We start from the raw sequence: 26,601 nt of genomic DNA on the forward strand, positions 1-26,601 counted from the left end.
CCCAATATGCAGGACGAAAATACTCAGGTTTCAGTGCCGGAGCACAGTGCGCCGGATGCTGCAGCGCGTCTCACGGACGAAAACCGCCCGCGTAAACGTCCCTTACTGCGCAGGCGCCGCGTTTACCTTGCCGCGTGTGTTGTGCTGGTTCTTATGCTCAGTGCCGGCATCAGCGTGCTTGTCACAACGATGATGCAGCCGGCGTATGTGGTGTTCGATATGAAGGGCACCATCGATACCTTCAGACAGCAGACGGCACAGTCTTCGCTGACAAAAGAAGCGCTTGAGGCGCTGACAAAACGCTTCGGGGCGTCGCTGGATGCGAGTCTGACCCGCTGGCAGGCGACGCACGGGGGCATCATTCTGGTAAAAGGTGCCGTGGTGTCGGGCGCGGTGGACATCACGCCGGAAATACAGGCGGACATCGCCCGTCAGATGCAGGGGGCACCATGAGAGTCGGCCTTGTGACCATCATGCTGGGTGCGATGCTGTCACTACCCGCCGGTGCGAAAGACCTCGGTACCCTCGGCCACCTGTTTCCTGTCACAGAGCCTGATTTGCTGGCTTTTATCGGCCAGCGCCTGGAAGGAATGAAGGAAAGTGGCGAGCTGGACAGGATACAGCGGGATGCCGAAGCGCGGGTGAAAGCCCACGCGGTGCGTCCTGCGCCGGTGGCCGGACTCACTCCCGCCACAAAGGACAGGGCATTCCGCTATGACCCGACTTTCACGGTAAATGAAACCATCCGGGATATGCGCGGCAATGTCATCGCACGGGCAGGTGACCGGGTGAATCCGCTGGATAAGGTGCCGTTCAGTGAGACGTTGTTTTTCATTGATGGCGACAATCCGGTGCAGATGACGTGGATCAGGCAGCAGCTGTCCGGGCAGCAAAATTTCAAAGTCATTCTGGTGAACGGCAACATCCGGGATACCAGTCTGGCGCTGGACGAGCCGGTGTACTTCGATCAGTACGGCACGCTAACAACAAAATTCGGCTTTGAGCATACACCGGTCCGCATTACACGCGATGACCGCTGGCTTAAGGTGGAGGAGGTGGCACTGAAATGAGTCACAACACGCGGGGGTCGCGGGCTCCTGAACAGGTAAAACGTCATAACACCACAGTGCGCATTAATGATGCTGATAAAGACGGTCTGCGCAGTATGACGGAGGAACATCCTCTCTACACTGAATCGATTATTATCCGGGCGGCACTTCAGGTGCTGCTGGCCTGCAGCAGCGATGTCAGAACCGCCATCGTTCTCGCTTCGCTGAATGAGAAAGATGTCAGCGACGTCATCCGCCGGCACGGCATGGGGTACCTGACGGGCCAGGGAGGAGCGCATGTCAACTGAATACCCGGAGCTGCCGGTCGCGACGCAGACGGCCATGAAGCCGCCTGATGACGAAGCGCTCCTGCGGCCCGTTCCGACAGCGTTTTCGCAAACGCCGGTGTGCCGTGCCGAAATCGGTCTTTCTCCTGACGGCATCAACGCGTTCAGTAAGCTGACAGGGCATCTTCCGGCCGTCGGGCTTTTCGTTGTTCTTCTGGCACTGGCCATTGTTATCCTGCGGACAGGACGCGTGGTTGCCGGACGCCGGAAAACCGCGGATAGGCAGTATGGAAAGCCCGCCCCTGTGGCCCTGACGTTTGGCAGCCGGGAAATGGCCGCCCGTGCAGCAGAAGATCAGAATGCCGCTTACTGGCAGTCACTTCTGTCCGCATTCAGAGATGCGCTCGATGAGGAAGGGTATGCGCTGCGCAGGACGGCGCATGACAAAGTGGTGTTGTCCCCTGACGCCCGCAGGCGCGTGGGGGCCACCATCGTGCGGGCACGTGAGCAGTATGTTTCGCCGTCCCGCAGGGGCGAGGTCCTTGAACAGATACTGCAGCAGGCCGCTGATGATGGCTATACGGAAAGCTGGGCCGACTGGTGTTGCCAGGCGGCAGAATCGACCGGCTGGTATGTCGTCAGACAGGAAGTGAATAACTGCACGACGAACGGGCTGACCGGACAATAACGGTTCAGGCCGTTTAACCAGAGCCATTCTGACCCTCTTTTGCTGTTTTTACGGAATCCACCATTATGACCAAACCTGCTGAAATATCGGCTCAGCCGGTCGTGCGCGATCGCTGGGGCGGCTGGACACACCCTGACTTTTTTTCACCGTCTGACTCGCGTGAATTTCCGCGCCCGGGCGAGTTTGAAGCCTGGCTTGCAGAACACCACCTGCAGTCAGCGACCGTCTGGATGGAAAACGATGTACCGGACTGGATGATGGACACATTCTGGAAAACCGGTAACTGCAGTCTCTGGCAACCCTCTGTACCCGCCGGTGGCGGCTGGTTTACCGGCAGTATTCACGATACGGATGACGGAGCCGTCTGTATCTGGCTGCGCCGCCGGGAGGAGGCCGCCTCATGAAGCGTTTCTTCCTGATCACCTGCCTGCTCCTTTCCGCCATGCTGGCACAACCGGTAATGGCGGCGGGGAGTAATGCCGGTGAAGGTCGTTGGGTGAACCCCATTTCAGACGTCTGCTGGAAATGCCTGTTTCCGATGACGCTCGGCAGTATCCCGCTGGCATACGGGCCGCAACCGGACACAACCAATCCTGCATCACCCATCCAGATTTGCCCGGTCGGTATTCTCTATCGTATCGGGCTGGCTATTGGATTCTGGGAACCGATGGCCATGACGGACGTGACCCGGGAACCGGGCGTGATGGTCAATATGGGGGGCTTCAAGATTGACCTGGGTAGGACCGGTACAGGCACGGCAGGACAGAGTGACCGGCCTGCTGCGGGCGCGTTCTACCACGTCCACTGGTATAAATATCCGCTGATTTTCTGGCTGAACATTATCACCAGTATCGGCTGCATGCAGACCGGGGACATGGACATTGCGTATCTGTCTGAGGTCGACCCGATGTGGAACGACTCCACCCTCTCGATGATCATCAACCCGGAGGCCGCGCTGTTTGGCAACCTGATTGCTCAGGCTGCCTGTGCCGCAGATGCCGCTGCCAGCTCTGCCGGTTTGCCCCTGTCACCCCTGTTCTGGTGCGCCGGTGCACAGGGCTCGATGTATCCGTTTACGGGCTATACCAGTGGCGAGTTTTCGCCGCTCGAATCCTCCTTGCTGGTCAGTGAGCGGATGGCTTACAAACTGCACCGGGAGGGCCTGGTGATGAACTCCGTGGGGGCAGACACCGCCGTCTGTTTTCAATACCCGTCGCCCATCATTCCGAAGGAGCGTTGGCGCTACCAGATGGTGAATATGTATCCCGAGACGTCGAGCTGTCACCCCTTCGGCGCCAGTACGCAGCTGTGGGGCACCACGCACAACACCCCACAGTCCAAAAAGAATTTTGGCTATCTGATGTGGCGCAAACGCAACTGCGTCTTTCTGTAGGAACCGATCATGAATACACGCCGTTTTCAGGCCCTGTTCGCCAGTGGCCTGCTCTTAAGCATGTCCGTTTCTTTCGCCAGCGATCAGGTTGCCGTTAACGGCCGGGACCGCGAGTGGATGAAACAGCAGCAAAATGCCCTGCAGGAGTTTAAAGATTCCCTGTCGGGCCAGACGCTGACTCTGCCCCCTGCACAACAGGACCTGGTGGAGAAACTGCAGCAGGGTATTCGCAATGACCAGACTGCTCAGGAAGGAGGGGAACAGCGCACTCCGGATGCCATTTACTTTGTCAGCCTCGGTATCCCCCGGGAAGGCCTGTTGCCCATGCTGCAGGATGCTGCACGATTAAAGATACCGGCGACATTACGCGGCCTTGTTGATAATGATTTTCGCAAGACGGCCGCCATGATGTTCGAGCTGACGAAGGAAGATAAAAATATCGGGGTGCAGATAGACCCGACGCTGTACAGCGATTACCACGTTACGGCGGTGCCGGCGCTGGTTGTCACCTGCCCGGGGCATTACGACGTCATCCGGGGCAGCCTGCCGTTGCGCGACGCGCTGGGTAAAATCGCAGAGCAGGGCGATTGCGCTGCCACGGCGCGCAAACTGCTGGAGGCGGCCCGATGAAAATGTCTCTCGCTATTCTCGTTCTGCTGTTCAGCGGAATGGCCTTTGCGGATGCGAACAGCGACGCTTATAAGGCGGGGTCCAGTTTCGGGAAAGGCAGCGCATCACAGGGGACGTCTGCACTAAAGAACACCGATGCCGTGAACAGCGCTATCCCGGGATACACCAGTAATCCGTCCGAGACAAACTACTACGGGGGTGTCAGAGGCGGGGACAGCGGGCTGAGTGATAAAGGCCAGTCTGCCCTGCTGGGCAGTAATGCCGGTCAGGCCGTCATTGACGCCAGCACCAAAAACCCGTCGCCAGTGATTGATCCGAATGCGCCGTTCATCACGGCGGGCAAAGCGGCAGAGAGTGGCTCTGAAAGCGTACTCAACGGAACCAGCCAGCAGTGCACCAGTACCGCAGTGTCCAAATCCACATTTGAAAACTTCCAGTGTGACCGTGATGTGGGTGACATCGAAACGTGCGGACGAACAGCATCCATTACAGGGTCATATGTCGATGATTATGCGTATACCACTTACACCATTGATTTTACGAACCGAAAATTAAGCGCCGGGGGGCAGACTCTGCCTCTTCAGGGGAGCGGGGATAAAGGACCTTATTACTACGACGTTCCGGTGCCCTCTGGTGAAGTCATTTCAGCAACTATGACATATACCTTTGACCGGTCAGCAGCAAAAAGCAATGACCTTTATTTTCTGAATCTCACTTTGCTAGGCCAAACACTGAATATGTATGACACATCAGGTAGCTACACACTGCCTGCAGGCAATGCTTTTAACAAAGATGAGTTATTACGAATTGTAGTGAATAACAAACAGAACGTTCCCTATATGGTCGAGGATTTATTTTCATCACCCGGCGGGTCGCCCATATGGCATTTCCAGATAGTGTTTACGTTCCGTACAGGGACACAAAAATATGTTCCACAGGTCACCTGGAGTAGCAGTTGCGGCTTTGATACCGCTACTGCGAAGTCAAGTGCTGGCAGTATTTGTACTGACCCTGGCGGAACAAGAACTGTTACGGTTGACGGTGTCCAGTACAGTCAGTACAGCGATTGCTGGGGATACACAGATTCCTATGTAACAGGGACAAATTCTACCGGTAATTGTGCTTCTCTAATCAACAACCCCAGTTGTACGCTTTCCGCTCATACCTGTACTGACACAGATGCAGCAACAGGTACGTGTCTCCATCAGACAGAAACCTACCAGTGCCAGAAGGTCTACTCCTCCAGTGGCCTGGTCTGTGGCGGGGATTATTTCTGCAAAACCGGAGACTGCAGCGATACCAATGGCGCGGGTGACAGCGGCTTTGATACGGCGGTTGCCAAACTGGCGGGGCTGGCCTCGGCTGGTGAAAACGTCAGGGATGACCAGGTCAACGTCAGGGCATTTAGCGGCCAGGCAATGAGCTGCCGCAAGGCGTTCGCCGGCTTCAACAACTGTTGTAAGGACTCAGGCTGGGGTGCGGATGCCGGACTGGCGGCCTGCAACAGTGATGAGATGGCCATCGGTAAGGCCAAAGCCAAAAAGGTGACCGTCAGTGTCGGTGAGCGTTGTGATCACAAAGTCCTCGGGGCCTGCGTCCAGAAAAGCCAGGTCTACTGCGTTTTCCAGGGCAAGCTGGCGCGCATCATTCAGGAGCAGGGGCGTCGTGACCAGTTGGGGGTGAGTTTTGGCAGTGGTGATAACCCTGACTGCCGGGGTATTACGGTCCCGGAGCTGCAGGATATCAATTTCGATCTGATTAACTTCGCGGACTTCTACGAAGACCTGATGAATAACCAGAAAATCCCGGATGCGTCCACGATGGCCCAACTGGCGAAAGACCGCGTGGCCGCCCAGGTGAATCAGATGGGGGGAAAATGATGAAAAAACTGCTGCTTGCCTGTCTCCTGATATCCGGTGTCGCACCGGTGCTGGCCGATGAGCCTCCCCCCGCAGATACCGTGGTTACGCCAGCCGATCCTTTTACAGGCTGGCACTGGTACAACGAACCGAAAAAGCCGAAGGAGGTGCCTGCACCAGTGCCTGCGCCACAGAAGGTACCGGATTTCAGCAAACTGTCACCGGTTGAGCAGGCTGAGGTGCTGAAAGGCTATACAAAACAGGCGATGACGCGCGCCATGCTCTACCCCTCGGCGGAGAATACGGCCACTTTTCTGCGCTGGCAGAAGTTCTGGACGGACCGCGCGTCAATGTTCAGTCAGTCGTTCGCGGTGGCGCAACTTGCGCATCCGGATCTCGATTACAACCTGGAGCATCCGCACTATAACAGCACAGCCCCACTCCAGCAGGCACGGGATCAGGAAAAACAGTCGCAGGCCATCAGCCAGCTGGCCGGGCAGTACGGCCTGTTCTACTTCTACCGGGGCAGTAACCCGATTGACGCACAGATGGCTGGCGTGGTCGCGGATTTTGCCCGCCTGCGCAATATCTCGCTGATACCGGTCAGTGTGGATGGCACCGTGTCCCCACAGGTGCCGGACACCCGTCCGGACACCGGGCAGAGTGCGCGAATGGGCATCAGCCATTTCCCGGCACTGTACCTTGTCGACCCGGCCACGAAGGACTACCGGCCACTGGCGTACGGCTTCATGACGCAGGATGACCTGGCAAAACGGTTCCTGAATGTGGCCACCGGGTTCAGACCCAATTTCTGAGGAGTTCCCATGAGTAACATCAGCACCTGGCGCGTGGCGTGCACATTTCGCCGCGCCCTCTGGTTCAGTTTTGTCACCGCGCCGGCACTGAGCTTTTTTGTCGGCTTTGTTTTTCTCTCCTTTAATAACTCTCTCGCGGGGGAGTTTATGGAGGAAGCCCGTAGTCTGGTTGCGGATGCACCACCCGGTAAGGTGTGGGATTGTGTTCCACCACGTAACACCTCGCCGGAAGACAGCCTTCCCCCCGTTCCTTCTGTGAAACCAGTATGTGAACGTGTTCTTGTCGATGCTGACACCTGGCAGCGGTCAACTGACACCTTCATCAAGCATGTTTATCTGTGGTTGGCCATTCTGGGCGCGGTTATATGGTGGTCCTGGAATGGCATGAAGGAATCTTTGGTCATTGTCCTCTGGCTAAAAGAAAAGGCCGGGAAAATACTCCCCACCATGCGAGGTGAGAGATGAAACGACTTCCTCTCATCGCCACGCTCTTTATGACCGGCATCATTTTGAACTGCCTGCGCCAGTTACTGGCCTGGTCTGTCATCCTCACACGGGAAGTCCTGGTGGTCGGGAGTGTAATATGCTTCTCACTGGTTGCACTGGCATTGATAGTGGAACTGGTCGCGTACCGACGCGCCCGTCGTGACCGGAGGTCCAGTCATGAGATACAGTGAACTGCTTACCGCGCTGGCACTGCTCTGCCCGGTGGCCGTGCAGGCCAGTGTTGCTGATGAGATCAGCCGGCTGGAGCAGGTGAAAGCCCAACATGGAACATCCCTGCTGGATTTTGGTCTGCCGGGGACACAGCCTGCACGACCGGCAGCGGTGAAAGCGCCGCACATGATGACGCTGACCGATGGTCGCCAGGTGAACCTGAATGACTATGCCATCGTGGTCTTTATGCAGCGCGGCTGTCAGTACAGTGCGAAATTTGATCCTCAGTTAAAAACGTGGGCAGACCAGGAAGGGATCAAAGTGTATCCCTATACACTGGATGGCTACGGTGACACCGCTTTCCCGGTGGCACTTATCCCGCGCAAAACCGGACCGAATGAGCCGATAGCTGGTGAAATTCTGACCTTCTTTGGCAATGGCCTGCCGATTGCCACCCCCACCACGTTTATGGTCAACGTCCATACCAACACGGCCTATCCGCTTTATCAGGGCGATACCGATGTGAATACGCTTCGTCAGCGACTCGCGCTGATGATTGAGGCGGATATTGATCATCTTTCCCCGGACACGCTGGGGCCGGTTCCGGCCAGCGCCGCGCTGACAACTCAGTAATACAGGCGGATTAACAATGAGCACATCCATGTATGCGTTATCGCGTTCCGAAAAAGTATGCCTGATTTTCGCCATCGCCTTTCTCACCTCTGCGGTGATATACGGCACGCTGGCCGGACGGATTGTCAGGGCCATGAGCGCTGACACACTTGTCACTATTCTGCAGGACTGTCCGGTCCTGCTGATGATATCCCTGAGTGCAGGCTTCATCAGTACCGCGCTGGGGCACTACGTTGTCCGCCAGTGTCTTAAACCTGAACCGGCCAGGGGAGGCGTTCAGCATGATTAAACTCCGTCAGTTACTTCTTTCTGCTGTGACGGTGCTGGGTCTCAGTACACCGGCGTTCGCCGATGTACAGGGCGACCTTAACGGCTATTTTGGCAGCCTCGGTTTTGACGGGAATGTTTCAAAAGCCCAGGCGTGGCAGGGGCAGGCAGCCGGGTATTTCACCGGTGGCTCAGTGTACCTGCGAAATCCCGTCAAACAGGTACAGCTTATTTCCATGCAGGTACCATCACTCAATGCCGGTTGTGGCGGTATTGACGCCTACCTCGGGGCGTTCTCCATGATAAGTGGAGAGGAAATCCAGCGCTTTGCAAAGCAAATAATGTCCAACGCAGCCGGATATGCTTTTGATCTGGCCCTGCAGACAATGGTCCCGGAACTCAAGCAGGCGAAAGACTTTCTGCAGAAACTGGCCAGTGATATTAATTCCATGAACATGAGCTCCTGTCAGGCGGCACAAGGCATCATCGGCGGGCTGTGGCCCGTCTCACAGGTGTCGAACCAGAAAATCTGCCAGGACATCGCCGGCGAAAGCAACATGTTCGCTGACTGGGCGGCATCGCGTCAGGGGTGCACGGTCGGAGGGCAGGGCGACAACGTGACGAGCAAGGCGTCCGATGCCCAAAAAGACCAGGTGCTCAAGAATAAAAACCTCATCTGGGACGCACTGGGGCGCAATCATTTGTTCGATGGTAATCAGCAGCTTAAAGAGCTTGTGATGAGTGTGGTGGGCTCCATCATTTTCAACGCGCAGGGACAGGTCACCATCCTCACTCCGCTGGTCGATAACCGTGACATTGTCGGTGTATTAATGCGTGGAGGTACGGCAAAGATATATGGATGTGATGAGTCCAGCCTGTGTCTGGGACCCACCGTAAAGGATGTAACCATCAGCAGCGACGTCGCGCTGGTTTCGCAGGTGCGTAATCTGATGGTCTCCATCGACAGCAAACTCAGTAGCGATACCGGTCTGTCGGATAAGGAAAAGGGCTTCATCAATACCACGTCTGTGCCGGTGCTGAAATACCTGACCAACTCCCGCAGTATGGGTATGAGTCCAACCTATCTGTTACAGGTCGCAGACTTTGTGGCCCAGGACATGATGATCCAGTACCTGCAGGAGCTGGTAAAACAGGCAAGTCAGTCGCTGGCAGGTAAAAACTTCCCGGAACAGGCCGCCAGTGATCTGCGTAATAACGTACTGGCGGTGACCTCACTGCTGGCGCAGATGAAACTGCAGTCGACTGCCGACCAGAATGCCCTCGACGGTATCGACCGGAACATGCAGTACCTGCAACAGCAGGTCTCGACAATTATCTCAACGTCCTATCAGAGCAACTACCAGTGGGGTACCGGCAATGACTGAGGTCTGGACCATTTACGGCGGAGATATGTGGCGGCAGACGTTTAATGGCGTGGTCACCATTATTGGCTCAGATACCTACAGCACACTGAAACGCATTGTGGGGCTTTTCGGAGTGCTGGGCGTGATGGCGAGCTTCATCAAATCACGCAATCCGATGGTATTTCTACATTGGGTCGCCATCTTTTTCATCATCACCTCGGTACTGCTGGTACCCAAGCGTAGCGTGCAGATTATTGATATCACTGACCCGGCAGCGGTCTATGAGGTGGATAATGTGCCGGCCGGGTTGGCAGGCATTGCCGGTTTATCGACTTCTGTCGGGTTCTCTGTCGCCCGGCTTTATGATTATGCGCTCGCACGGCCCGATTCGCTGACATACACAAAATCAGGCATGCTCTTTGGCTCTCAGATTGTGGCGCAGTCGTCCGATTTCCGGACACAAAACCCACAGCTTGCTCAGATGCTCACCGACTACGTGGAAAACTGTGTGGTGGGTGACATTCTGCTCAACAGCAAATACACCGTGGCACAGCTGCTGAACAGTACCGACCCGCTGACGCTGATTACTGACAACCCGAGTCCGTTAAGAGGTGTGTATCAGGATACCGGTGGCGGGCGCCAGTTCGTTACCTGCCAGCAGGCCGCCGGTGTCATTAAGAATCTGATCGGCGCGGATATCAGTTTTGGGGGCACCACCTGGCATGCGTTAGCGACACGGCTGTTCGGCAACCGGATCAATGCAAACGCGCTACTGAGTAGTTCAATGAACGAAAGTTATAACTTTTTCTACGCCGGTGGACTGAGTGCCTCGCAGATTATGCGCAACAACATCACCAATGCTGCGATCCGCGACGGCTGGAAGGGCTTCGCGGCCCGGTCTTCGGACACCGCGAACCTGCTCAACCTGGCCACGGAGTCCAGCCTGACCAAACAGCGCATCAGCTGGGGTGCGGGTGGTGTGATAGCCGCACGCACGCTGCCAATGTTCCAGTCGCTGATGATGCTGGTCCTGATTGGACTGTTCCCGCTGGTCATTGCGCTCGCACTGGTTAACCACAGTATTTTCGGGCTGAACACGCTTAAACTCTATGCCGGAGGTTTTCTGTACTTTCAGATGTGGCCGGTGATGTTTGCCATCCTCAACTCACTGGCTAACTTCTATCTGCAGACGAAAACCGGTAACACGGCACTGGTACTGGCGAACCAGGACCAGGTGGCACTGCAGCACTCGGATGCGGCCAACATTGCTGGTTATCTCAGCATGTCGATACCGATTCTGGCCTTCTTCCTGACGAAGGGGGCAGCCTCGGTGGCTTCGCAGGCTGTGGGGAGCATTATGAGTTCGGCGGCGTTTGCAACTGGCGGGCAGGCCTCCACCACGGCGGACGGCAACTGGTCGTTTAACAACATGTCGATGGATAATGTGAATGCCAACAAGTTTGACACCAACATGATGCACCGCTCAGGCTCGCAGGCATTCCAGACCACCAACGGCTCAATGCATACACAGACGGCTGACGGAAGTCAGGTCTATGACACCTCCGGAGCCATCTCTAACCTGCCGGTGAATATGCGGCTCAGCGCACTGGCCAGCAGTGGGTACTCCGAACAGGCGCGCCAGGCGCAACAGGAAGCACAGAGTTCACTTGATGGCTACAACCACAGCGTTACCAGTGGCTTCCAGCAGATGAACCAGCTGACCCGTCAGAGCGGCAACAGCGACACGATGACGCAGGGTAGCGACAGCAGTGTGGCGACAAATGTCAGTCGCGGCGCGAGCAAAATGCAGTCGGCGGTGGAAAGTTATGCCAAATCCCACAATATCTCCGAACAGCAGGCGTATAACCAGCTCATGGATATCACTAACCGGGGCAGCATGGGGGCTGATGGCAAAGCGTACATCAAATTTGATTCCGGCGATCAGCTCGCCGGCAAACTTGGTAAATGGGCGACCGGTCTCAGCGTAGGCGGGGAGGCCAGCGTTAATACCGGCTGGCAACATACTTCCGGCAGTGCGCACGGCACACAGGACACCAATTCTGAAAGCCGGGATAACCGGCATGACCAGAACAGCCAGGAAGCACGTGACTTCCGTGAAGGGATGGATATGGTCACTTCGACCCGCCTGAGTCAGTCGGGAAGCCATACGGACAACCAGTCCAGCTCGCAGGCACAGCAGTTCGCAGCCACGCTGAACGATGCGAAAAGCCAGTACCATCAGTACACCGAAAGCAGCACACGCAGCCAGGAATTCAGCCGCATGGCCACGCTGTCACAATCGCAGAGTGCAAGCCTGGATGCCAACTACAATCAGGAGTTTGTGAACTGGACAACGGCGAAGTACGGCAGCGATGCGCAGAACATCCTGACCAATGTGAAAAGTGCGCAGACAGCAGCGACGGAATTCATGCACGAGCGGCTTGAGCCGGAAATCATGCGGAACTACGGCGCCCGAACGGAGCAGGTTAACAGTGAGCCATTACAACCGTCGCGCACACTGGAAAACCCGGTGCAGTCCAGCCAGGAGGGGACTGTGACAGGTCGCAATACACCGGACCCACAAACGTCAATGGTCCGGAATGCGCCATCCGGTGAAACAGGGGGCACAATCAGCGGCGGACGTCAGCGAGTTGCAGGTCAGAGTGAGCCTGCGGGTTCTTCTCCGGTTGTACCGGCAGGTAGCACGCCGTCTCGCTATGACGCCAGTTATGACGTACAGGGTACGGTTCGCACATCCGGGGGACAGAAGACGCAGCAGGGAATGCCGGGCGGGGAGTCCGAAAGACCTGGCGCAGGTTCACTGCACCGGTCTCAGCCGGGTAATGAGCCTGCTGGCAGAACGGTTTCCACCACACCGGTCCGCCGTGAGCAGGAAAATGTACACGTCGGTATTCATGAGCGTAACCTGAGTACGCCTGCCAGTGGCCCTTCGGAAATGATGAACACTGATTTTCGTCAGGGTACGCAGCGGATAAGCGAGCAGGCTTCCGGTGCCGGTATCCGTAATGATGTGGCCAGTAGTGTAAGAGCACAAAGATCTGGCAATACGGAAACTGTCAGGGAAAATGGCGGAAAAATTGACGAAAATAAAAACACTGTTCAGACGTCCAGTGATATACTCAAGGGAGAGCATCAGGGGGCGGTGAAACGCCAGCAGATTGGTCGAACCGAAGAAGATTTGAAGCAAACGTTGCCAATTTGGGATAGCTCAGAAAAAAGGGGCGGTTTTCAAGAAAAACTAGAAACACTAAGAGCTCAACAGAATAAAGCCTCATAGTAGAGTCTAAATGGAGAGGGAATATGGGTAATTTCACAAAAACCGAAATTGATGCAGATATAGCTATGCTTGCTGACAATATTTCGTCAGGAAATAGAATTATTCCTTCTAATTCAGACTTGCTTAGAAGGTGTTTCTTTATACCAGTAGTGTCACTCATTCTCAGTTTAGTAAGCACATTAGTTTTTTACCTTGTGGATTCGCACCGGTATAAGAATTTATATTCTGATGGCTTTTTTAATTTTTTAACATCGGAAGGGTGGGTAGTAATTGCACCGACTGTAATTATTGGACTGCTTTTTTCCTTCATGACTTACAACAACCTTATATTGTATCTTACTATCTCTAATGAAGTTCGGGAGAAATCATTAGTTTTGAGGCACTTGAAGAAGGTTGTTAAGAAAGTTGTAGTTTTCTTTTTAGGAGTGATGCTTCTTTCAACACTATTGTGTGCTTTCATTCCCTGGCTTGCTTTTGGTGTTCCAGCTTCTGAGGCTGCTTTATTTTTTATCGTCAATATTGTTGTAGGAATGGAAATTAACCGCCTCGGTGCGGGAGTAGCGCTCGAGAAAGTCAGTAATCTGCTCAAAAAGATTTAATCCATCTTTCTTTGTTACAGCGCCCTTCCGCACTCCTGAAGGAAGGGTTCTCCCCGAATAATACCTATTGAAAAAGCGTGCCTCCCCAGGTGCGCTGGTTCCGTTTTTATCATCAAAAAGGATACATCCATGAAACACCGCCATGCTCTCGTGGCAGCGATGACTGCTGCCTGCTTTTTGCTATCCGGTTGTGGTGCCATGAGCACTGCAATCAAAAAGCGTGACCTTGATGTCAAAACTCAGATGAGCGAAACCATCTGGCTGGAGCCAACGTCTGAAAAGACAGTCTTTATTCAGGTGCGGAATACGTCTGATAAGGATATGTCGGGATTACAGTCGCAGATAGCGTCAGAACTGACAGCGAAAGGCTACCGTGTTACGCCCTCATCTGATACTGCTTATTTCTGGGTACAGGCCAGTGTGCTCAAAGCTGAAAAAATGGATCTGCGCCAGTCCCAGGGATTTCTCAGCAGCGGCTATGAAGGGGGTGCAACCGCAGCGGCACTGGGGGCGGGTATTGCCGCCTATAACACCGGGTCTGCGGGTACCACGCTCGGCGTCGGGCTGGCTACGGGTCTGGTCGGTATGGCCGCAGATGCAATGGTTGAGGACGTGAATTACACAATGGTGACCGATCTGCAGATATCAGAACGCAGTAAAGCGCCTGTGACGACCAGTAATGTGGCTGCGCTCAAACAGGGTACTTCAGGGGTTAAAGTGCAGACCAGCACGGAGCAGGGCAACCGCACGAAATACCAGACCCGCGTGGTATCGAACGCGAACAAGGTGAATCTCAAATTCGAAGAAGCGAAACCGGTACTTGAAGCGCAACTGGCCAAATCTATCGCCGGCATCCTTTGACATCCCGGGTTGTGGTGTCCGCCACAAACCTTCTTTCGTCATTCTGAACGTCCACCGTGCTCGTCTCCGGGCTGGTAGCGTAAGTGCATGATGTTATTTCGGGGATATTTCGCTTCCTCCCATGACAGCGCGTTGCCCTGTCATGGTTGCGGCGAGCGCCTGTGGATGAAAACCCAACCCTGAATTACGCCTGACCCACAAACTCTTCCACCCGGCCAGATTATGGGGATGGCGGAGCGTGTTCCAGCACGCCCCGCCTGTAGCCCTCTCAGATAACCCCGTTCAGCATTTCAGGAATACCCAATGAAAACTACGTTCAGCAAAATAGCACTGATTGTTGTCGGTGTGATCTGCTTTTCTGCTCATGCGGCCAATACTAAAGATCCGTCACAGACGCGACTGACATTTTTCGGTGACGGAAACGTCTCGACTTTTTCAGGCCCCTGGGCCAGTTATGGCTGTACTTCTCCTGACTCCGTCTCAGATATTTACGGCAGTTACAACACCGTCAATAATCTCAGTTGCTCAGAAATTATGGGTTCGGCCAACGTCGTAAACAGTGGCGACGTGAATGTGATGGGGCAGAATAACCAACTGGCTAATACATATGCGAATGTTTTTGGCGACAATAATAATACAAAAAACGGGAACATAAATGCGTTTGGTTCAGGGATAACGATTGATGGATCGGGGAATGGCGCGTTTGGTTTTACGATTAATGCGACCGGGACAAATAATATTACGCTGGGCAATGAACTCAGAACCACCGGCATTTCAACCAACCTGACCGGGTCCTATATTACCTCTTCGGGTAATTACAATAACATATTCGGCTACAGCAGCAGTGTTCAGTCTGACGGTATCAATGCCATCGGTAACGGCAATACGGTTGTTGAGGCAACAAGCAGCAATATTTTTGGCTCGAATAATACGGTTAAAGACCTTTCAGCGACCAGTTTCAGCTCCAGCGCTGACGGCACCAGTATTACCGGAAACAGCAATACGGTCAGTGCCGGCAGCAACTCCGCTATCCTCGGCAATAACAACACCATCACCGGCGGCGAACATGACAGTGGCGGTATTCTTATCGGCTTTGGCAGCCAGATGAGCTATGCCGATGATGCCATTGGTATTGGTACGACAACCACAGTAAAAGATGCCAATTCTATTGCTATCGGGCAGAACGCAAACGCCAGCAATGGCGCGGTTGCAATTGGGTATAACTCTGTTGGAAGCCGGGCAGGCAGCGTGTCATTTGGCAGCACCGGCAATGAGCGCCAGTTAACGAATGTCGCTACCGGAACGGCAGACACCGATGCCGTGAATGTGAAGCAGCTGCACGATGCGGCCACCGTTGCACTGAGCACAGCGAACAGCTACACCGACACCCGTGAAACCGCCATCAATACCCGGACTGACGGCCTGATGGCCACTGAACAGCAGGCACGCCAGAGCGGAAATACGGCCACGCTGAACAGTGCGAACAGCTACACCGACACCCGCGAAGCTGCGATTAACCAGCGGACGGACAGCCTGATGGCCACCGAGCAACAGGCACGCCAGAACGGAAATACGGCCACGCTGAACAGTGCGAACAGCTACACTGATACCCGCGAGGCTGCGATAAACCAGCGGACTGACAGCCTGATGGCCACCGAACAGCAGGCGCGCCAGAGCGGAAATACGGCCACGCTGAACAGCGCGACGAGCTACACCGACACACGTGAAACGGCTATCAACCAGAGGACTGATACTCTGCTGGCCACAGAGCAACAGGCACGTCAGAGCAGCAGCGTGAGCACGCTGAACAGCGCGACGGGCTACACCGATATTCGTGAGGAAGCGATCAACACCCGGACTGACAGTCTCCTCACTACCGAGTTACAGGCACGCCAGGCCGGCGATGCTGCCACGCTGAACAGTGCAAAGGGATATACCGATGCACGCGAACAGGTCATTAACAGCCGCGTTGATACTCTGCTGGCCCAGGAGAAAAGTGATCGGATAACCGGCGATGCTGACAACCTCGCAAAATCAGGTAATTACAATGACCAGCAGACTGCCGTCGCAATCAGTACCGCAAACAGCTATACCGACGCCCGGGAACAGGCGATCAATGCCCGGACTGATGGACTGGTTGCGGACGAAAAATCGCAGCGTATTGCCGGTGATGCGGAAACACTCTCGGCAGCCAATACCTACACCGACACCCGTGAGTCTGCGATCAACCAGCGCACTGACACTCTGATGGCCACAGAGCAACTGGCGCGCCAGAACGGAGACGCCGCCACCCTGAACAGTGCAAAAAGTTACACAGACAACCGGGAAACGGCCATCAACCAGCGGACAGACGGCATGATGGCCGCCGAGCAGCAGGCCCGTGACGCAGGTGACGCAGCAACGCTGGGCAGTGCAAAAAGCTATACCGACACCCGGGAAACGGCCATCAACCAGCGGACGGACGGCCTGATGGCCACCGAGCGGCAGGCCCGTGACGCAGGTGACGCAGCAACGCTGGGCAGTGCAAAAAGCTATACCGACACCCGGGAAACGGCCATCAACCAGCGGACGGATGGCCTGATGGCCGCCGAGCAGCAGGCGCGCCAGAACGGGGATGCCGCCACGCTGAACAGTGCGAAAAGCTATACCGATACGCGGGAAACGGTCATTAACCAGCGGACCGACGGCCTGATAGCCAGCGAGCAGCAGGCCCGGGAAAGTGGTGATGCCCGGACGCTCAGCGGTGCCCGGAGTTACACCGACACCCGTGAAACGGCGATAAACAAACGAACAGACAAAATGATGGATACAGAACAACTGGCCCGTATCGAGGGGGACCGGCAGACGCTGGGCAGCGCAAAAGCGTATACAGACCAGCGGGAAACAGCCATCAACTCCCGGACAGACAGCCTGGTAGCCAGTGAGCATGACGCCCGCATTGCAGGTGATGCGAACACGCTTGCCAGCGCCGGCAACTATACCAACCAGCGCTTCAGCGAACTCAATGACCGGGTTAACCGTAATGAACGTCGCGCCAATGCCGGTATCGCCGGCGTGATGGCACTGACAAATATTCCCTATCTGACTAAAGACGTCGACAACAGTTTCGGGATGGCCATCGGATCATACCGGGGTGAAACGGCCATTGCCGGTGGCATTCAGCGGCAGTTAAGCCCGAGGGTTAATGCGCGCGTCAGCCTGACATGGGATTCCAGCCAGGCGGTAGGCGTGGCCGGTGGCCTCGCTGTCGGCTGGTAGGTATTCATTCGCGTTCCCTGTCAGCACTCATCCCTTTTTCAGTCCTCGCTTCACCAAAAGCAACAGAACACGCTTTGTTGATTTTTAAGGAACATTCCCATGCAAAAAACATTTATGAGTACATCAATAAAAGTCATGTTTTTCATTTTCGTCCTGTCCGCCTGGATGGCATTCCTGACCGAACAGTTTGGTGCGCCAGTGATCAAATGGCTGGCCAAGAATTCAGTCCTGTTCAGCTACTCGACCGTCCTGCAGGATGCCGGGGCTGGCGCGTGGAACTGGACGGGGCTGACGAACCTGATGGTGTTTATTCTGTTTTTCATCGCTGTCAGTGCCCTGGCCTCCATGCTGACCTTTCTGACGGTCGGCATTCTGAATGACGCACAACGCACGGCTAAACGTATCTTTCATCTGTTGCGCCGTCCGGTCTGAAGGTAATGAACGGAACGGGGCGCGGAATCTGAAAGATGAAGCGAGATTAAGACGTCACATCGCGCCTTATAATCAGCCCCTTCGGGCCGGTCCCGGCCCACATACTTAATTCCCTTGTACAGACTGTCGGCCCGTTTCACACGGGCGGATTACCCCTGCGCATTATCCGGAGTGTCGTATGAGCTTTACCCCTAAATACCTGACGCAGGGCGGCCAGATGACGGCCTATCGCCTGCGGATGTTCGGCCAGGTCAGCAACTGGATTTTCCACTGGATGCTGATGCTGTTCATTGTGTCGACCTGCGTGCTGTTCTGGCTTACCACGACAGACGATGTCCTGCGTAATGGCTTCTGGTACTGGTCAGCCTGGCCCACCCATTCGTTACTGGGGCTGTCGCCGGGCAGTACCACCGCGACATGGGATATTACCTGGCACTGCGGTGATGGCAGCCGGCTGTGTACCACGAAGATGACGCCGGCACAGCTACTGGCTGACCCGTGGATGCAGGAAATGGGCAGCCAGTTTATGGCAAATCTGCGATTCATTGCCTCAGCCTGCGGCCTGGTGGCCTTTCTGCTCTGGTGCCTTATCGCCTGGTACGTGGGCCGTATTGGCAAAAAAGAGAGTGAGGATGAGTTCATCTCGGGCATGACGCTGACCGACAAGCCCCGGGAGGTTAACCGGTTACTCAAAAAAGCCGGTGAAAAGTCGGATCTGCAGATAGGCGGCCTCTACATGGTCAAAGATGCAGAGGTGATGAACTTTCTTATTCACGGCACGATTGGCGTAGGTAAGTCCACCCTGATTCGCTGGCTGCTGGACTACATTCGCCGGCGTGGCGACCGCGCGATTATCTATGACTCCGGTGGCACCTTCATCGAGACACACTACGATGAGCGGCGTGACAAAATCCTCTGTGCGCACGACAAACGCTGTGAAAACTGGGTGTTGTGGCGGGAATGCCGGGACGTGGTTGATTACGAAAACATGACGGCGGCCCTGATGCCGGTGGAAGGGGATTCCGACCCGTTCTGGGTGTCCTCCTCCCGGACCATCTTCAGTGATGGCGCAATGCAGTTCGCGAACGACCCGGATCGTAGCATCGAGAAGTTCCTGAAAACCCTGCTGTCTATCGACCTCAAGAGCTTGCGTGAATTTCTCAGGAATACGCCGTCAGCCAACCTGGTTGAGGAAAAGATAGAAAAGACCGCCATCTCTATCCGTTCCGTGTTAACCAACTATGCCAAATCACTGCGGTATCTGCAGGGGCTGGATAAAGAGGGCAAACCTGAGTTCAGCATCCGTGAATGGATGACCAGTGAACAGTACAACGACAGCTGGCTGTTTATTTCCACGACGGCCCGTCATCGCAAGGCCGTACGTCCGCTGATTTCCATGTGGCTTTCTCTGGCTACGTTATTGCTCCAGAGCATGGGTGAGGACAGTGAACGCCGTGTGTGGTTCATCGGCGATGAGATAGCCAGCCTGCAAAAAATCCCTGAACTGAATGAGACACTGGCTGAGGCCCGTAAGTTTGGCGGCTGTTTTGTGCTGGGCGTGCAGAACATCCCCCAGTTAATCCACATTTATGGCCGCGAGATGGCCAAAGCCATTTTCGACCTGCTTAACACCCGCGCGTATGGACGTTCACCGAGTGCTGAGGTCGCGAAGATGGTGGAGGAGGAGCTTGGCCATCAGCGCCGGCGTGAAGCCCGTGAACAGAACAGTTACGGTCTTGACCAGGTTCGTGACGGTATCTCCATCAGTAAGGATAAGGTCAACGAGCCGGTTGTGGACTATGACCAGGTCATGAAAATGCCGAACCTGCGGTTTTACATTCGCCTCCCGGGTGAGTATCCGGTCGTGAAACTCAGTCTCAAATATCGCAGGCAGAAGAAATATCACCCCGCACTTATCGAACGCGATTTCCATGACCGCCTGAGTCCTGTCCTGGAGAGCATTATTGCCGGCAATGAACGCAGCGCTGCCGCTGCGGGGATTCGTTTCCCGACGGGTGAAGAAATACTGGAAGGAACGGAAACAACCCGTGCTGAGTTACCGCAGGTTCCCTCCGCTATTCCGGCCACTGAAACACCCGTAAAGCCGCCGGTACAAAAACCGGGTAAGGCGTCAACACCGAAGCCGGTACCCGAAAAAGCGCCGCCACGTCCTGCTTCCGTTATCCCGCTGACGCAGGAGCAGACAACCGACACTCACGGGCCAGAAGCCCCGCCTGTGCGCCCCGTATCAGAGCCGGTCAGTGCCAGCGAACCACCGCCTTCAAACGTATGGCCATTCCCGCAACCTGTCGCCCGGCCAGCGCCTGCCGCCAGTATCAGGACCGCACAACCACCTTCTGAGCCGCAAAAAGCGCCCGAGCCGGAAAAAGTACCAGCGCCTCCTGAGCCGGTTGTGCCTCCGGTCGCCCCGGCGTCCGTTAAGACGGGATTCAGTGCGCTGGACATGCTGGCCAGACGCGCCGGCAAGCCGGTTACAGACAGTGATGCTGACGCTGCTGACAGTGCGGCACAGGGTGAAGCCCCCGAGCTGCATATGCAGATGGAAAAAGATGACGCAGGAACGCTGACGGTGCGAAGCGCCGGATACCACAAGGCCGAACCTGAACGCACTGAGGAAGACGACGCAGGGCGCTACAGCGACGCGAACAGAAGCATGGCGGACGAGGAAAAGAACATTCTCCGTCATCGTGACGACTACGAGGCGTATCAGGAAATGCAGGAACACCTTGATCCCGGAGGATATGAACGATGATGACGCCTGCTCCGGTGGCCTCGGCCGCCGACGCTGCCAGTTACTACAGCAGCAAGGATAACTACTATTTTCTGGACGACATGCCCACGCAGTGGCTGGGTGAAGGGGCGAGAGAACTGGGACTGGAGGGGCCGGTCGACCTTGATACGTTCACCGCAATCCTGCACGGCAAACTCCCCAACGGCACTGAGCTGGGGAAAGAGGTGCAGGGCAGCCATGTCCATCGTCCGGGACACGATTTTACCTTTTCCGCCCCCAAGAGTGTCTCAATGCTGATCCTCGCGGGCGGCGACAAACGTCTGCTGGAGGCGCATCACGACGCCGTCAGGGAAACGCTGGCTGTCATGGAACAGATGGTGAGCGCCCGTGACACAAAGGAGGGGGTGACCCGTATTGTTCCCACCGGCAAGATGGTGGCCGCGCTGTTCACGCACGACACGTCACGTAACCTTGACCCGGAAATCCATACGCATGCGGTAGTGGCCAACGTGACGGAGCTCGACGGTAAATGGAAAGCACTGGCCACGGACACCATTCACGGCGCAGGGTTTATCGAGACGGTCTATCGCAACCAGGTTATCTACGGAAAAATTTACCGGAACATCATGAAGGGAAAGACCGAGGCGATAGGGTATGAGACCGAACTGACCGGGGGGCCACACGGGTTATGGGAAGTGAAAGGCTTTTCGCGGGAAGTGATCGAGGAATTCTCTTCCCGCCACCGGGAGATTGTCGCCCGCGTGGGTGACGAAGCCTCACTGAAAAGTCGCGATGTGGCGGCGCTCGATACGCGCCAGCGCAAGCAGGATATCAGTCGCTACGGCGAGGACAGTCTGCCGCAGACAGAAAAAGATAAGGGCCGTCGGGAGAAGTCTGAGAGCAGTCCCGTTCCGTCACCTGACAGACGGGAGGCAGACGTGTCCGTAACGGCAGGGAGAACACCGGCGGCGGCAGAGTATCACCACGTATCCGGAGAGGCACCGCAGGTGACCGCCCCCCGGAGTGTGAGTCCGGTAACCGTGGAACAGCCGGAGCAGGAATCTGTCAGGGAGCCGGATGCGCCAATCGTCAAACCTGAAACGGCCGACGGACGTGCGCGCCTGCGTGAGCGCTGGCAGCGACAGATGGACGATGTCGGTTTCGATATCGGGAGCGTGATTAACGAGGCAAAAGCCCGGGAGGCCATACTGTCGGCACCGGAAGAGACATTACCGGATATTCCGGAAGCGATGGCGGCGGTGCGCAATGCCATCTCTGTTCTGAGTGACACACGTACCCGTTTTACTTACGGCGACCTTCTTCTGACGGCACACGAATCCGGCGAAATGCAGCAGTCTCTGCCGGACCTGCGCCGTGCCATCGGACAGGCTATCAGTGAAGATCTGCTTACGCCGCTTGATGGTGAAAAGGGCGTCTTCACCTCACATATTCACCTGCTGGATGAGCTGTCCGTGCAGTCGCTGACGGCAGACATACTGAAAGAGAACAAAGTCGTCAGTTTCAGGCCCACAGCAAAAGAGCCGCCTGCGCATCTGCAGAAAGCGTCCCGCATCCCCGTGGCCATACTGAATGCGCCGGCATCGGTACAGCGTCTGCGCGAAACCGCCGAAGAACTGGTGACAATGTCACGTGAACAGAGACGGGAGGTCAGGGTGCTGGCCAGTTCAGCGGAACGCGCGCTGAGCCTCGGTAAATCCCCATTGCTGAAAAATGACATCCTGTCACGCAGCCGTGTGCTGGACAGTTCTTTCAGCCTGGGCATACAGAGCACACTCATCGTTGAGGGGGCGGAAAAGCTGGGGCTGAAAGAGATGCTGGTTCTTACGGGCGAGGCGAGAGAGAAAAATGCCCAGCTGTTGTTCCTGGACAGCGCGGGTCGCCAGTCGGATGCCAGTGCGCTTTCAGTACTGGCCTCTGCAGGCGCCGAACGCTTCAGCCTCACTGCGCCGTCATCCGAACTGGAAGCCCGGGTCATCAGTATTCAGGACAAACGGGAACGCCAGCAGGTACTGGCTGAGCGCTTTGCGGAACTGAGCGGACCGGACAGTCCGGTCACGGCGGTAGTGGCGGGTGTCCGTGAACAGCTGCAACTGACCGGCGCCATCCGTGAAGCACTGCAGAACGCCGGTAAACTGGGACAGGATACCGTCACGATCCAGGCACGCACCCCGGTTTTTGTGAACACCAGGACGCGTAAACTGCCCGGAACCTACCGTGCCGGCATGGTGCTGGAAGACCGGACAGAGAAGGATGAGACCCGTCATTATGTTATCGACAGGGTGCACGAAGACACCCGTATGCTGTCGCTGATTGACAGTGACGGTGTGCTGAGCCGGGTGAAACTGAGTACGCTCAGCGGTGACTGGCGTCTGTTCACACAGAGTGAACTGAGTGTGGCGCAGGGTGAGCAGCTGTTTGCGCTGGCCGGCGACAGGTCTGCCGGGCTGAAAGCCCGCGACCGTCTTACGGTGACCGCCGTCGGCGAGGGGGAACTGACCGTACAGCGGGAGGGGCAAAAGAAACCGCTTCGTCTGGGGACGGATGCGCCGCTTTACGTCACGCACGGTTATGTCAGTGCACCGGGCAGCCGGGATAATGAACACGGGACCGTGCTGGCCTCGCTGAGTATGCGCGATCTGTCGGCGAACATGATAAACATGCTGGCCCAGTCGGGGCACGTGGCGGAGATCTTTACCGGTGAGGCGCAGGACAGGGCAGAGGAAAAGCTGGCGCGACTGCGTGACAACCGATCTCCCCTTGCACTGGTGCGTCAGCTGAGTGGCCGGGAGGACGCCGGTGAAGCCATCAGTGCGCTGAAAACCGGTCTGCTGACGGATGTGGAGAAAGCGGTATCGCGCGCAGTGGCCAACATGCGTGAGGTGGCGTTTTCTTCCGCGCTGCTGACGGAAAAGGCGGCCGGTTTTCTCGGTTCCACAGAGGGACTGACTGGCGAAATTGCGCGTCTTGCGAGTGAAGGTGAACTCATTAAAGTGCCCTGGGGAGGTGAGGTCCGCTATGTTGCGCGGGTCACCTGGGAGATGGAAAAAGCCATCATCCGGGAGGTGGAAGCCGGTAAAAATACCGTGGCACCACTGATGGGTGATCCCGCAGCGGTTCTGCCTGCCACCCTGACTGCCGGCCAGAGTGAAGCCTCCTCCCTTATCCTGCAGAGTACCGATCGCTTTACGGCGGTGCAGGGGTACGCCGGTGTGGGTAAAACCACACAATTTAACGCGGTGAAAACGGCCATTGATACTCTGCCAGCGCCGGTACGTCCGGTCATCATCGGGCTGGGGCCGACACACCGTGCGGTGAAGGAGATGCGGGGTATCGGCATCGACGGCCAGACCATGAAATCCTTCCTGATGGACTGGCAGCAGCGAACGGCGGCCGGGGAGCAGGTCAGTTATCACAACTCCCTGTTTCTGATCGATGAAGCCTCCATGCTGGGTAACCAGGACACGGCAGAAGCCTTACGCGCCATCGCGGCGGGCAATGGCCGCGCCGTGATGGTCGGTGACGTGGCACAGCTGGAGTCTCCGGAAAGCGGTTCACCGTTCCGGCTTCTTCAGGAGCGCAGCCCAATCGACATTGCCGTGATGAAGGAAATTAAACGTCAGCTTAATGATGACCTGCGCGGTGCAGTCTACAGCGTCATTGAGAACAAAGCCGTGGCTGCCTTAGAGAAGATTGACCGGGTGTCACCGGGCGCCGTTCCGCGCCAGTCAGGTTCTCCGGTACCGGCACGATCGGTAACCGAGATCCCCCCACCGCAAAAGGATGAAAACGGATACCTGCAGCCCGGTCCCACGGTGATTGATGCGATTGTCAGCGACTATATGAGCCGGACGCCTGCGGCGCGCGAAGAAACGCTTATTGTGGTCTCGCTTAATGACGACCGGCGTGCGGTCAATGCCGGCATTCACCAGGCGATGGTCGACGCAAAAGAACTCGGTGAGAGGGTTGTTGTGGTACCGGTACTGGAGCGTGTCAGTGGCGGGCGGCATGACTTTAACCGTATTGATGCCTGGCAGACGGGGCAGGTGGTGCTGGCCAGCGAACGTTACCTCACGGTGACGGGTGTTGACCGGGGCACAAAGAATGTCCTGTTGCGGGATGAAGAGGGCAGGATGCGCTACTACTCGCCTGCTGAACTGAATGCCACCGAAATTGAGGTCTTCAGACAGGAGAAACTGGAGCTTCGTACCGGAGACAGCATCAGGATGAGCAAGACCCGGCGGGATATGGGCCACGCGGCACACGAACAGTACCGCGTGTCGGCATTGTGGGATAACGGCGATATTGTGCTCAGTGGTGCCGCAGGGGAGAAGGTCATCAATCCGGGAGAGATTCAGGCTGACAGGCACATCGATTATGCGTGGGCCGTCACCGGGTACGGCGCGCAGGCTGCCAGCAGCCGTTTCGTCATCGCGCTGGAGAGTGCGCTGGGGCGGCGTGGTGTGATGAGTGGCATGCGGGCCTTTTACATCAGTCTGTCCAGGGCAAAGGAGCATGTTCAGGTGTATACCGACAGTCTCCAGAAGTGGGTGGAGGCACTCACACGGGAGGATAAGGGGATTAAAACGGCGCATGACGCCCTGTCACCCGAGACTGAACGTAAGCAGGCCCGGAGCATCTGGGCAATGGGGAAAACGGTGTCAAAAACGGCTATCGGCCGTGCATTTCTGAAAGGCCAGGGGCTTGCCGACGCGTCCGTAACGGCCCGGATTATTCCGCCCACGCGGAAATACCCGCAGCCGCACCTTGCACTGCCAGCGTTTGACGGTAACGGCAAAGCCGCCGGGCTGACGCTGGTTCCGCTCCTCCATGAAAAAGGTGTCATTTCGCCCGGGAAAACCCGGCAACTGGCCACGGAAAGCGCACAGGCAGCCATCCTGCAGAAAAGCCGCAGCGGTGAAACCCTTATCGTCAGCGATCTGGCACAGGGACTGGCCGCCGCGCGGGATAAGCCTGATGTGGGGGTGCTGCTGCTAACCGGCAGGCAGTCTCCGTCGGCTCAGTTGCTCAGAGTGGCCGGCGGCCAGCATGAACAGGCCAAACGTCCGGATGCGACACTGCTCAGCCTTGTGCGGGCGGAGTTGCAGGACTTTCTCAGCCGGTTGCCATCAGATGTCCCCGTACCGGATGACCGTGCGGCACTCCGTCATGCGCTTGACGCCCTGAATAAAGCCACAGCGTTACCGGAAATCAGAACGGGAGAAATCACGCAGCAACGTGCTGACGGACTGGAAAAAGCAGCGCTGACAGCAGAGCTGGCTGCACGGCTGGCGGAAACCATTCAGGCTAAGTTACCTGCTCTTCCGGGGGAAACTTCACCCGATTACAGCGCATTAGTGAGACAGGCGTCAGAGGTCCTTGCCCGGGATGACCGTGCAGCACCGGATGCGGCGATCAGCGCTGTTCTGAATGCCCTTTCCGGTAGCGGTCTGCCCCGGGGTATCTCGCTGCCTGCTGATACGCCGGATGGGGTAATCATTCCCGCATCGGTGGTCAGGCAGGTACAGGATGAGCTGGGACGGACGCGGGCCGCTGACAATGAAATCTCCGTCACCGTGTCGTCTAAGGCGGTGGAGAGCGCCGCCCGTGAACTGGCGCGAGAGGCGCAGCCGCAGATGCCAGCAGAAACCCGTGGCCGGGAGCCAGAACGTGAACTCCCGACACCTGAAATCACCCGACATATTCAGAAAGAACGTTAATCCGTGCGGCCGGCATTTCCG

General features: G+C 56.4%; 21 protein-coding genes. All 21 read left to right on the top strand.

What is annotated here, in order from left to right:
* Positions 1–6: 6 nt before the first annotated feature.
* Positions 7–453: a type-F conjugative transfer system protein TrbI gene (gene trbI / locus MRY16398_RS29855; RefSeq protein ID WP_103244823.1), complete on the top strand. Its 447-nt coding sequence runs from the start codon at positions 7–9 to the stop codon at positions 451–453.
* Positions 450–1,070, top strand: a complete 621-nt coding sequence (traW, locus tag MRY16398_RS29860; protein ID WP_103244824.1) for a type-F conjugative transfer system protein TraW — start codon at positions 450–452, stop codon at positions 1,068–1,070. Before trbI ends, traW begins: the two co-directional genes overlap by 4 nt.
* Entirely contained in the window at positions 1,067–1,357 is a 291-nt protein-coding gene (locus MRY16398_RS29865; RefSeq protein WP_103244825.1) for a hypothetical protein, read from the top strand. The genes traW and MRY16398_RS29865 overlap by 4 nt, the downstream gene beginning before the upstream one ends.
* On the top strand, positions 1,347–2,024 hold the full coding sequence (locus tag MRY16398_RS29870; RefSeq protein ID WP_125125762.1) for a hypothetical protein: 678 nt from the start codon (positions 1,347–1,349) through the stop codon (positions 2,022–2,024). Before MRY16398_RS29865 ends, MRY16398_RS29870 begins: the two co-directional genes overlap by 11 nt.
* Positions 2,025–2,089: 65 nt before the next feature.
* Positions 2,090–2,428 carry a YdeI/OmpD-associated family protein gene (locus tag MRY16398_RS29875; RefSeq protein WP_103244827.1) on the top strand — a complete coding sequence of 113 codons (339 nt, stop codon included), beginning with the start codon at positions 2,090–2,092 and terminating at the stop codon, positions 2,426–2,428.
* Entirely contained in the window at positions 2,425–3,417 is a 993-nt protein-coding gene (gene traU / locus MRY16398_RS29880) for a conjugal transfer pilus assembly protein TraU (RefSeq protein ID WP_125125763.1), read from the top strand. Before MRY16398_RS29875 ends, traU begins: the two co-directional genes overlap by 4 nt.
* A 9-nt stretch (positions 3,418–3,426) precedes the next feature.
* On the top strand, positions 3,427–4,047 hold the full coding sequence (gene trbC / locus MRY16398_RS29885) for a type-F conjugative transfer system pilin assembly protein TrbC (protein WP_125125764.1): 621 nt from the start codon (positions 3,427–3,429) through the stop codon (positions 4,045–4,047).
* Positions 4,044–5,927, top strand: coding sequence for a type-F conjugative transfer system mating-pair stabilization protein TraN (gene traN, locus MRY16398_RS29890; RefSeq protein ID WP_125125765.1), 1,884 nt, complete (start codon positions 4,044–4,046; stop codon positions 5,925–5,927). The genes trbC and traN overlap by 4 nt, the downstream gene beginning before the upstream one ends.
* Positions 5,927–6,721, top strand: coding sequence for a type-F conjugative transfer system pilin assembly protein TraF (traF, locus tag MRY16398_RS29895; protein ID WP_125125770.1), 795 nt, complete (start codon positions 5,927–5,929; stop codon positions 6,719–6,721). The genes traN and traF overlap by 1 nt, the downstream gene beginning before the upstream one ends.
* A gap of 9 nt (positions 6,722–6,730) precedes the next feature.
* Positions 6,731–7,186: a hypothetical protein gene (locus MRY16398_RS29900; RefSeq protein ID WP_125125766.1), complete on the top strand. Its 456-nt coding sequence runs from the start codon at positions 6,731–6,733 to the stop codon at positions 7,184–7,186.
* A complete protein-coding gene (locus tag MRY16398_RS29905; RefSeq protein WP_125125767.1) occupies positions 7,183–7,398 on the top strand; it encodes a hypothetical protein in 216 nt (71 codons plus the stop codon). Before MRY16398_RS29900 ends, MRY16398_RS29905 begins: the two co-directional genes overlap by 4 nt.
* Complete coding sequence (trbB, locus tag MRY16398_RS29910; protein ID WP_047368793.1) at positions 7,385–8,011, top strand: F-type conjugal transfer protein TrbB; 627 nt, start codon at positions 7,385–7,387, stop codon at positions 8,009–8,011. Before MRY16398_RS29905 ends, trbB begins: the two co-directional genes overlap by 14 nt.
* A 16-nt stretch (positions 8,012–8,027) precedes the next feature.
* On the top strand, positions 8,028–8,300 hold the full coding sequence (locus MRY16398_RS29915; protein WP_047368792.1) for a hypothetical protein: 273 nt from the start codon (positions 8,028–8,030) through the stop codon (positions 8,298–8,300).
* Entirely contained in the window at positions 8,293–9,663 is a 1,371-nt protein-coding gene (traH, locus tag MRY16398_RS29920) for a conjugal transfer pilus assembly protein TraH (RefSeq protein ID WP_047368791.1), read from the top strand. Before MRY16398_RS29915 ends, traH begins: the two co-directional genes overlap by 8 nt.
* On the top strand, positions 9,656–12,940 hold the full coding sequence (traG, locus tag MRY16398_RS29925; RefSeq protein ID WP_047368790.1) for a conjugal transfer mating-pair stabilization protein TraG: 3,285 nt from the start codon (positions 9,656–9,658) through the stop codon (positions 12,938–12,940). The genes traH and traG overlap by 8 nt, the downstream gene beginning before the upstream one ends.
* A 23-nt stretch (positions 12,941–12,963) precedes the next feature.
* Positions 12,964–13,539 (top strand): hypothetical protein, encoded by a 576-nt coding sequence (locus tag MRY16398_RS29930; RefSeq protein WP_047368789.1) that lies wholly within the window; start codon positions 12,964–12,966, stop codon positions 13,537–13,539.
* Positions 13,540–13,668: 129 nt separating this feature from the next.
* The gene (traT, locus tag MRY16398_RS29935; RefSeq protein ID WP_047368788.1) at positions 13,669–14,400 is read left to right on the top strand and encodes a complement resistance protein TraT; all 732 of its coding nucleotides are present in this window, start codon (positions 13,669–13,671) and stop codon (positions 14,398–14,400) included.
* Positions 14,401–14,703: 303 nt separating this feature from the next.
* Complete coding sequence (locus MRY16398_RS29940) at positions 14,704–17,658, top strand: YadA-like family protein (protein WP_071193745.1); 2,955 nt, start codon at positions 14,704–14,706, stop codon at positions 17,656–17,658.
* Between the two features lie 99 nt (positions 17,659–17,757).
* On the top strand, positions 17,758–18,090 hold the full coding sequence (locus MRY16398_RS29945; protein WP_047368786.1) for a hypothetical protein: 333 nt from the start codon (positions 17,758–17,760) through the stop codon (positions 18,088–18,090).
* 178 nt (positions 18,091–18,268) lie between these two features.
* On the top strand, positions 18,269–20,863 hold the full coding sequence (gene traD / locus MRY16398_RS29950) for a type IV conjugative transfer system coupling protein TraD (RefSeq protein ID WP_047368785.1): 2,595 nt from the start codon (positions 18,269–18,271) through the stop codon (positions 20,861–20,863).
* Positions 20,860–26,580 carry a MobF family relaxase gene (gene mobF / locus MRY16398_RS29955; protein WP_125125768.1) on the top strand — a complete coding sequence of 1,907 codons (5,721 nt, stop codon included), beginning with the start codon at positions 20,860–20,862 and terminating at the stop codon, positions 26,578–26,580. The genes traD and mobF overlap by 4 nt, the downstream gene beginning before the upstream one ends.
* Positions 26,581–26,601 lie beyond the last annotated feature (21 nt).

The organism is Phytobacter sp. MRY16-398, from assembly GCF_003925915.1.
In the GTDB taxonomy this organism is placed as follows: Bacteria; Pseudomonadota; Gammaproteobacteria; order Enterobacterales; family Enterobacteriaceae; genus Phytobacter; species Phytobacter diazotrophicus.

Coding starts and splice junctions, on each gene's coding strand:
- mobF (WP_125125768.1), top strand. CDS start 20,860: ATGATGACGCCTGCTCCGGTGGCCTCGGCCGCCGACGCTGCCAGTTAC.
- traU (WP_125125763.1), top strand. CDS start 2,425: ATGAAGCGTTTCTTCCTGATCACCTGCCTGCTCCTTTCCGCCATGCTG.
- MRY16398_RS29945 (WP_047368786.1), top strand. CDS start 17,758: ATGCAAAAAACATTTATGAGTACATCAATAAAAGTCATGTTTTTCATT.
- traH (WP_047368791.1), top strand. CDS start 8,293: ATGATTAAACTCCGTCAGTTACTTCTTTCTGCTGTGACGGTGCTGGGT.
- MRY16398_RS29865 (WP_103244825.1), top strand. CDS start 1,067: ATGAGTCACAACACGCGGGGGTCGCGGGCTCCTGAACAGGTAAAACGT.
- trbI (WP_103244823.1), top strand. CDS start 7: ATGCAGGACGAAAATACTCAGGTTTCAGTGCCGGAGCACAGTGCGCCG.
- traW (WP_103244824.1), top strand. CDS start 450: ATGAGAGTCGGCCTTGTGACCATCATGCTGGGTGCGATGCTGTCACTA.
- traG (WP_047368790.1), top strand. CDS start 9,656: ATGACTGAGGTCTGGACCATTTACGGCGGAGATATGTGGCGGCAGACG.
- traT (WP_047368788.1), top strand. CDS start 13,669: ATGAAACACCGCCATGCTCTCGTGGCAGCGATGACTGCTGCCTGCTTT.
- trbC (WP_125125764.1), top strand. CDS start 3,427: ATGAATACACGCCGTTTTCAGGCCCTGTTCGCCAGTGGCCTGCTCTTA.
- MRY16398_RS29915 (WP_047368792.1), top strand. CDS start 8,028: ATGAGCACATCCATGTATGCGTTATCGCGTTCCGAAAAAGTATGCCTG.
- MRY16398_RS29930 (WP_047368789.1), top strand. CDS start 12,964: ATGGGTAATTTCACAAAAACCGAAATTGATGCAGATATAGCTATGCTT.
- MRY16398_RS29875 (WP_103244827.1), top strand. CDS start 2,090: ATGACCAAACCTGCTGAAATATCGGCTCAGCCGGTCGTGCGCGATCGC.
- traF (WP_125125770.1), top strand. CDS start 5,927: ATGAAAAAACTGCTGCTTGCCTGTCTCCTGATATCCGGTGTCGCACCG.
- MRY16398_RS29905 (WP_125125767.1), top strand. CDS start 7,183: ATGAAACGACTTCCTCTCATCGCCACGCTCTTTATGACCGGCATCATT.
- traD (WP_047368785.1), top strand. CDS start 18,269: ATGAGCTTTACCCCTAAATACCTGACGCAGGGCGGCCAGATGACGGCC.
- trbB (WP_047368793.1), top strand. CDS start 7,385: ATGAGATACAGTGAACTGCTTACCGCGCTGGCACTGCTCTGCCCGGTG.
- MRY16398_RS29870 (WP_125125762.1), top strand. CDS start 1,347: ATGTCAACTGAATACCCGGAGCTGCCGGTCGCGACGCAGACGGCCATG.
- MRY16398_RS29900 (WP_125125766.1), top strand. CDS start 6,731: ATGAGTAACATCAGCACCTGGCGCGTGGCGTGCACATTTCGCCGCGCC.
- traN (WP_125125765.1), top strand. CDS start 4,044: ATGAAAATGTCTCTCGCTATTCTCGTTCTGCTGTTCAGCGGAATGGCC.
- MRY16398_RS29940 (WP_071193745.1), top strand. CDS start 14,704: ATGAAAACTACGTTCAGCAAAATAGCACTGATTGTTGTCGGTGTGATC.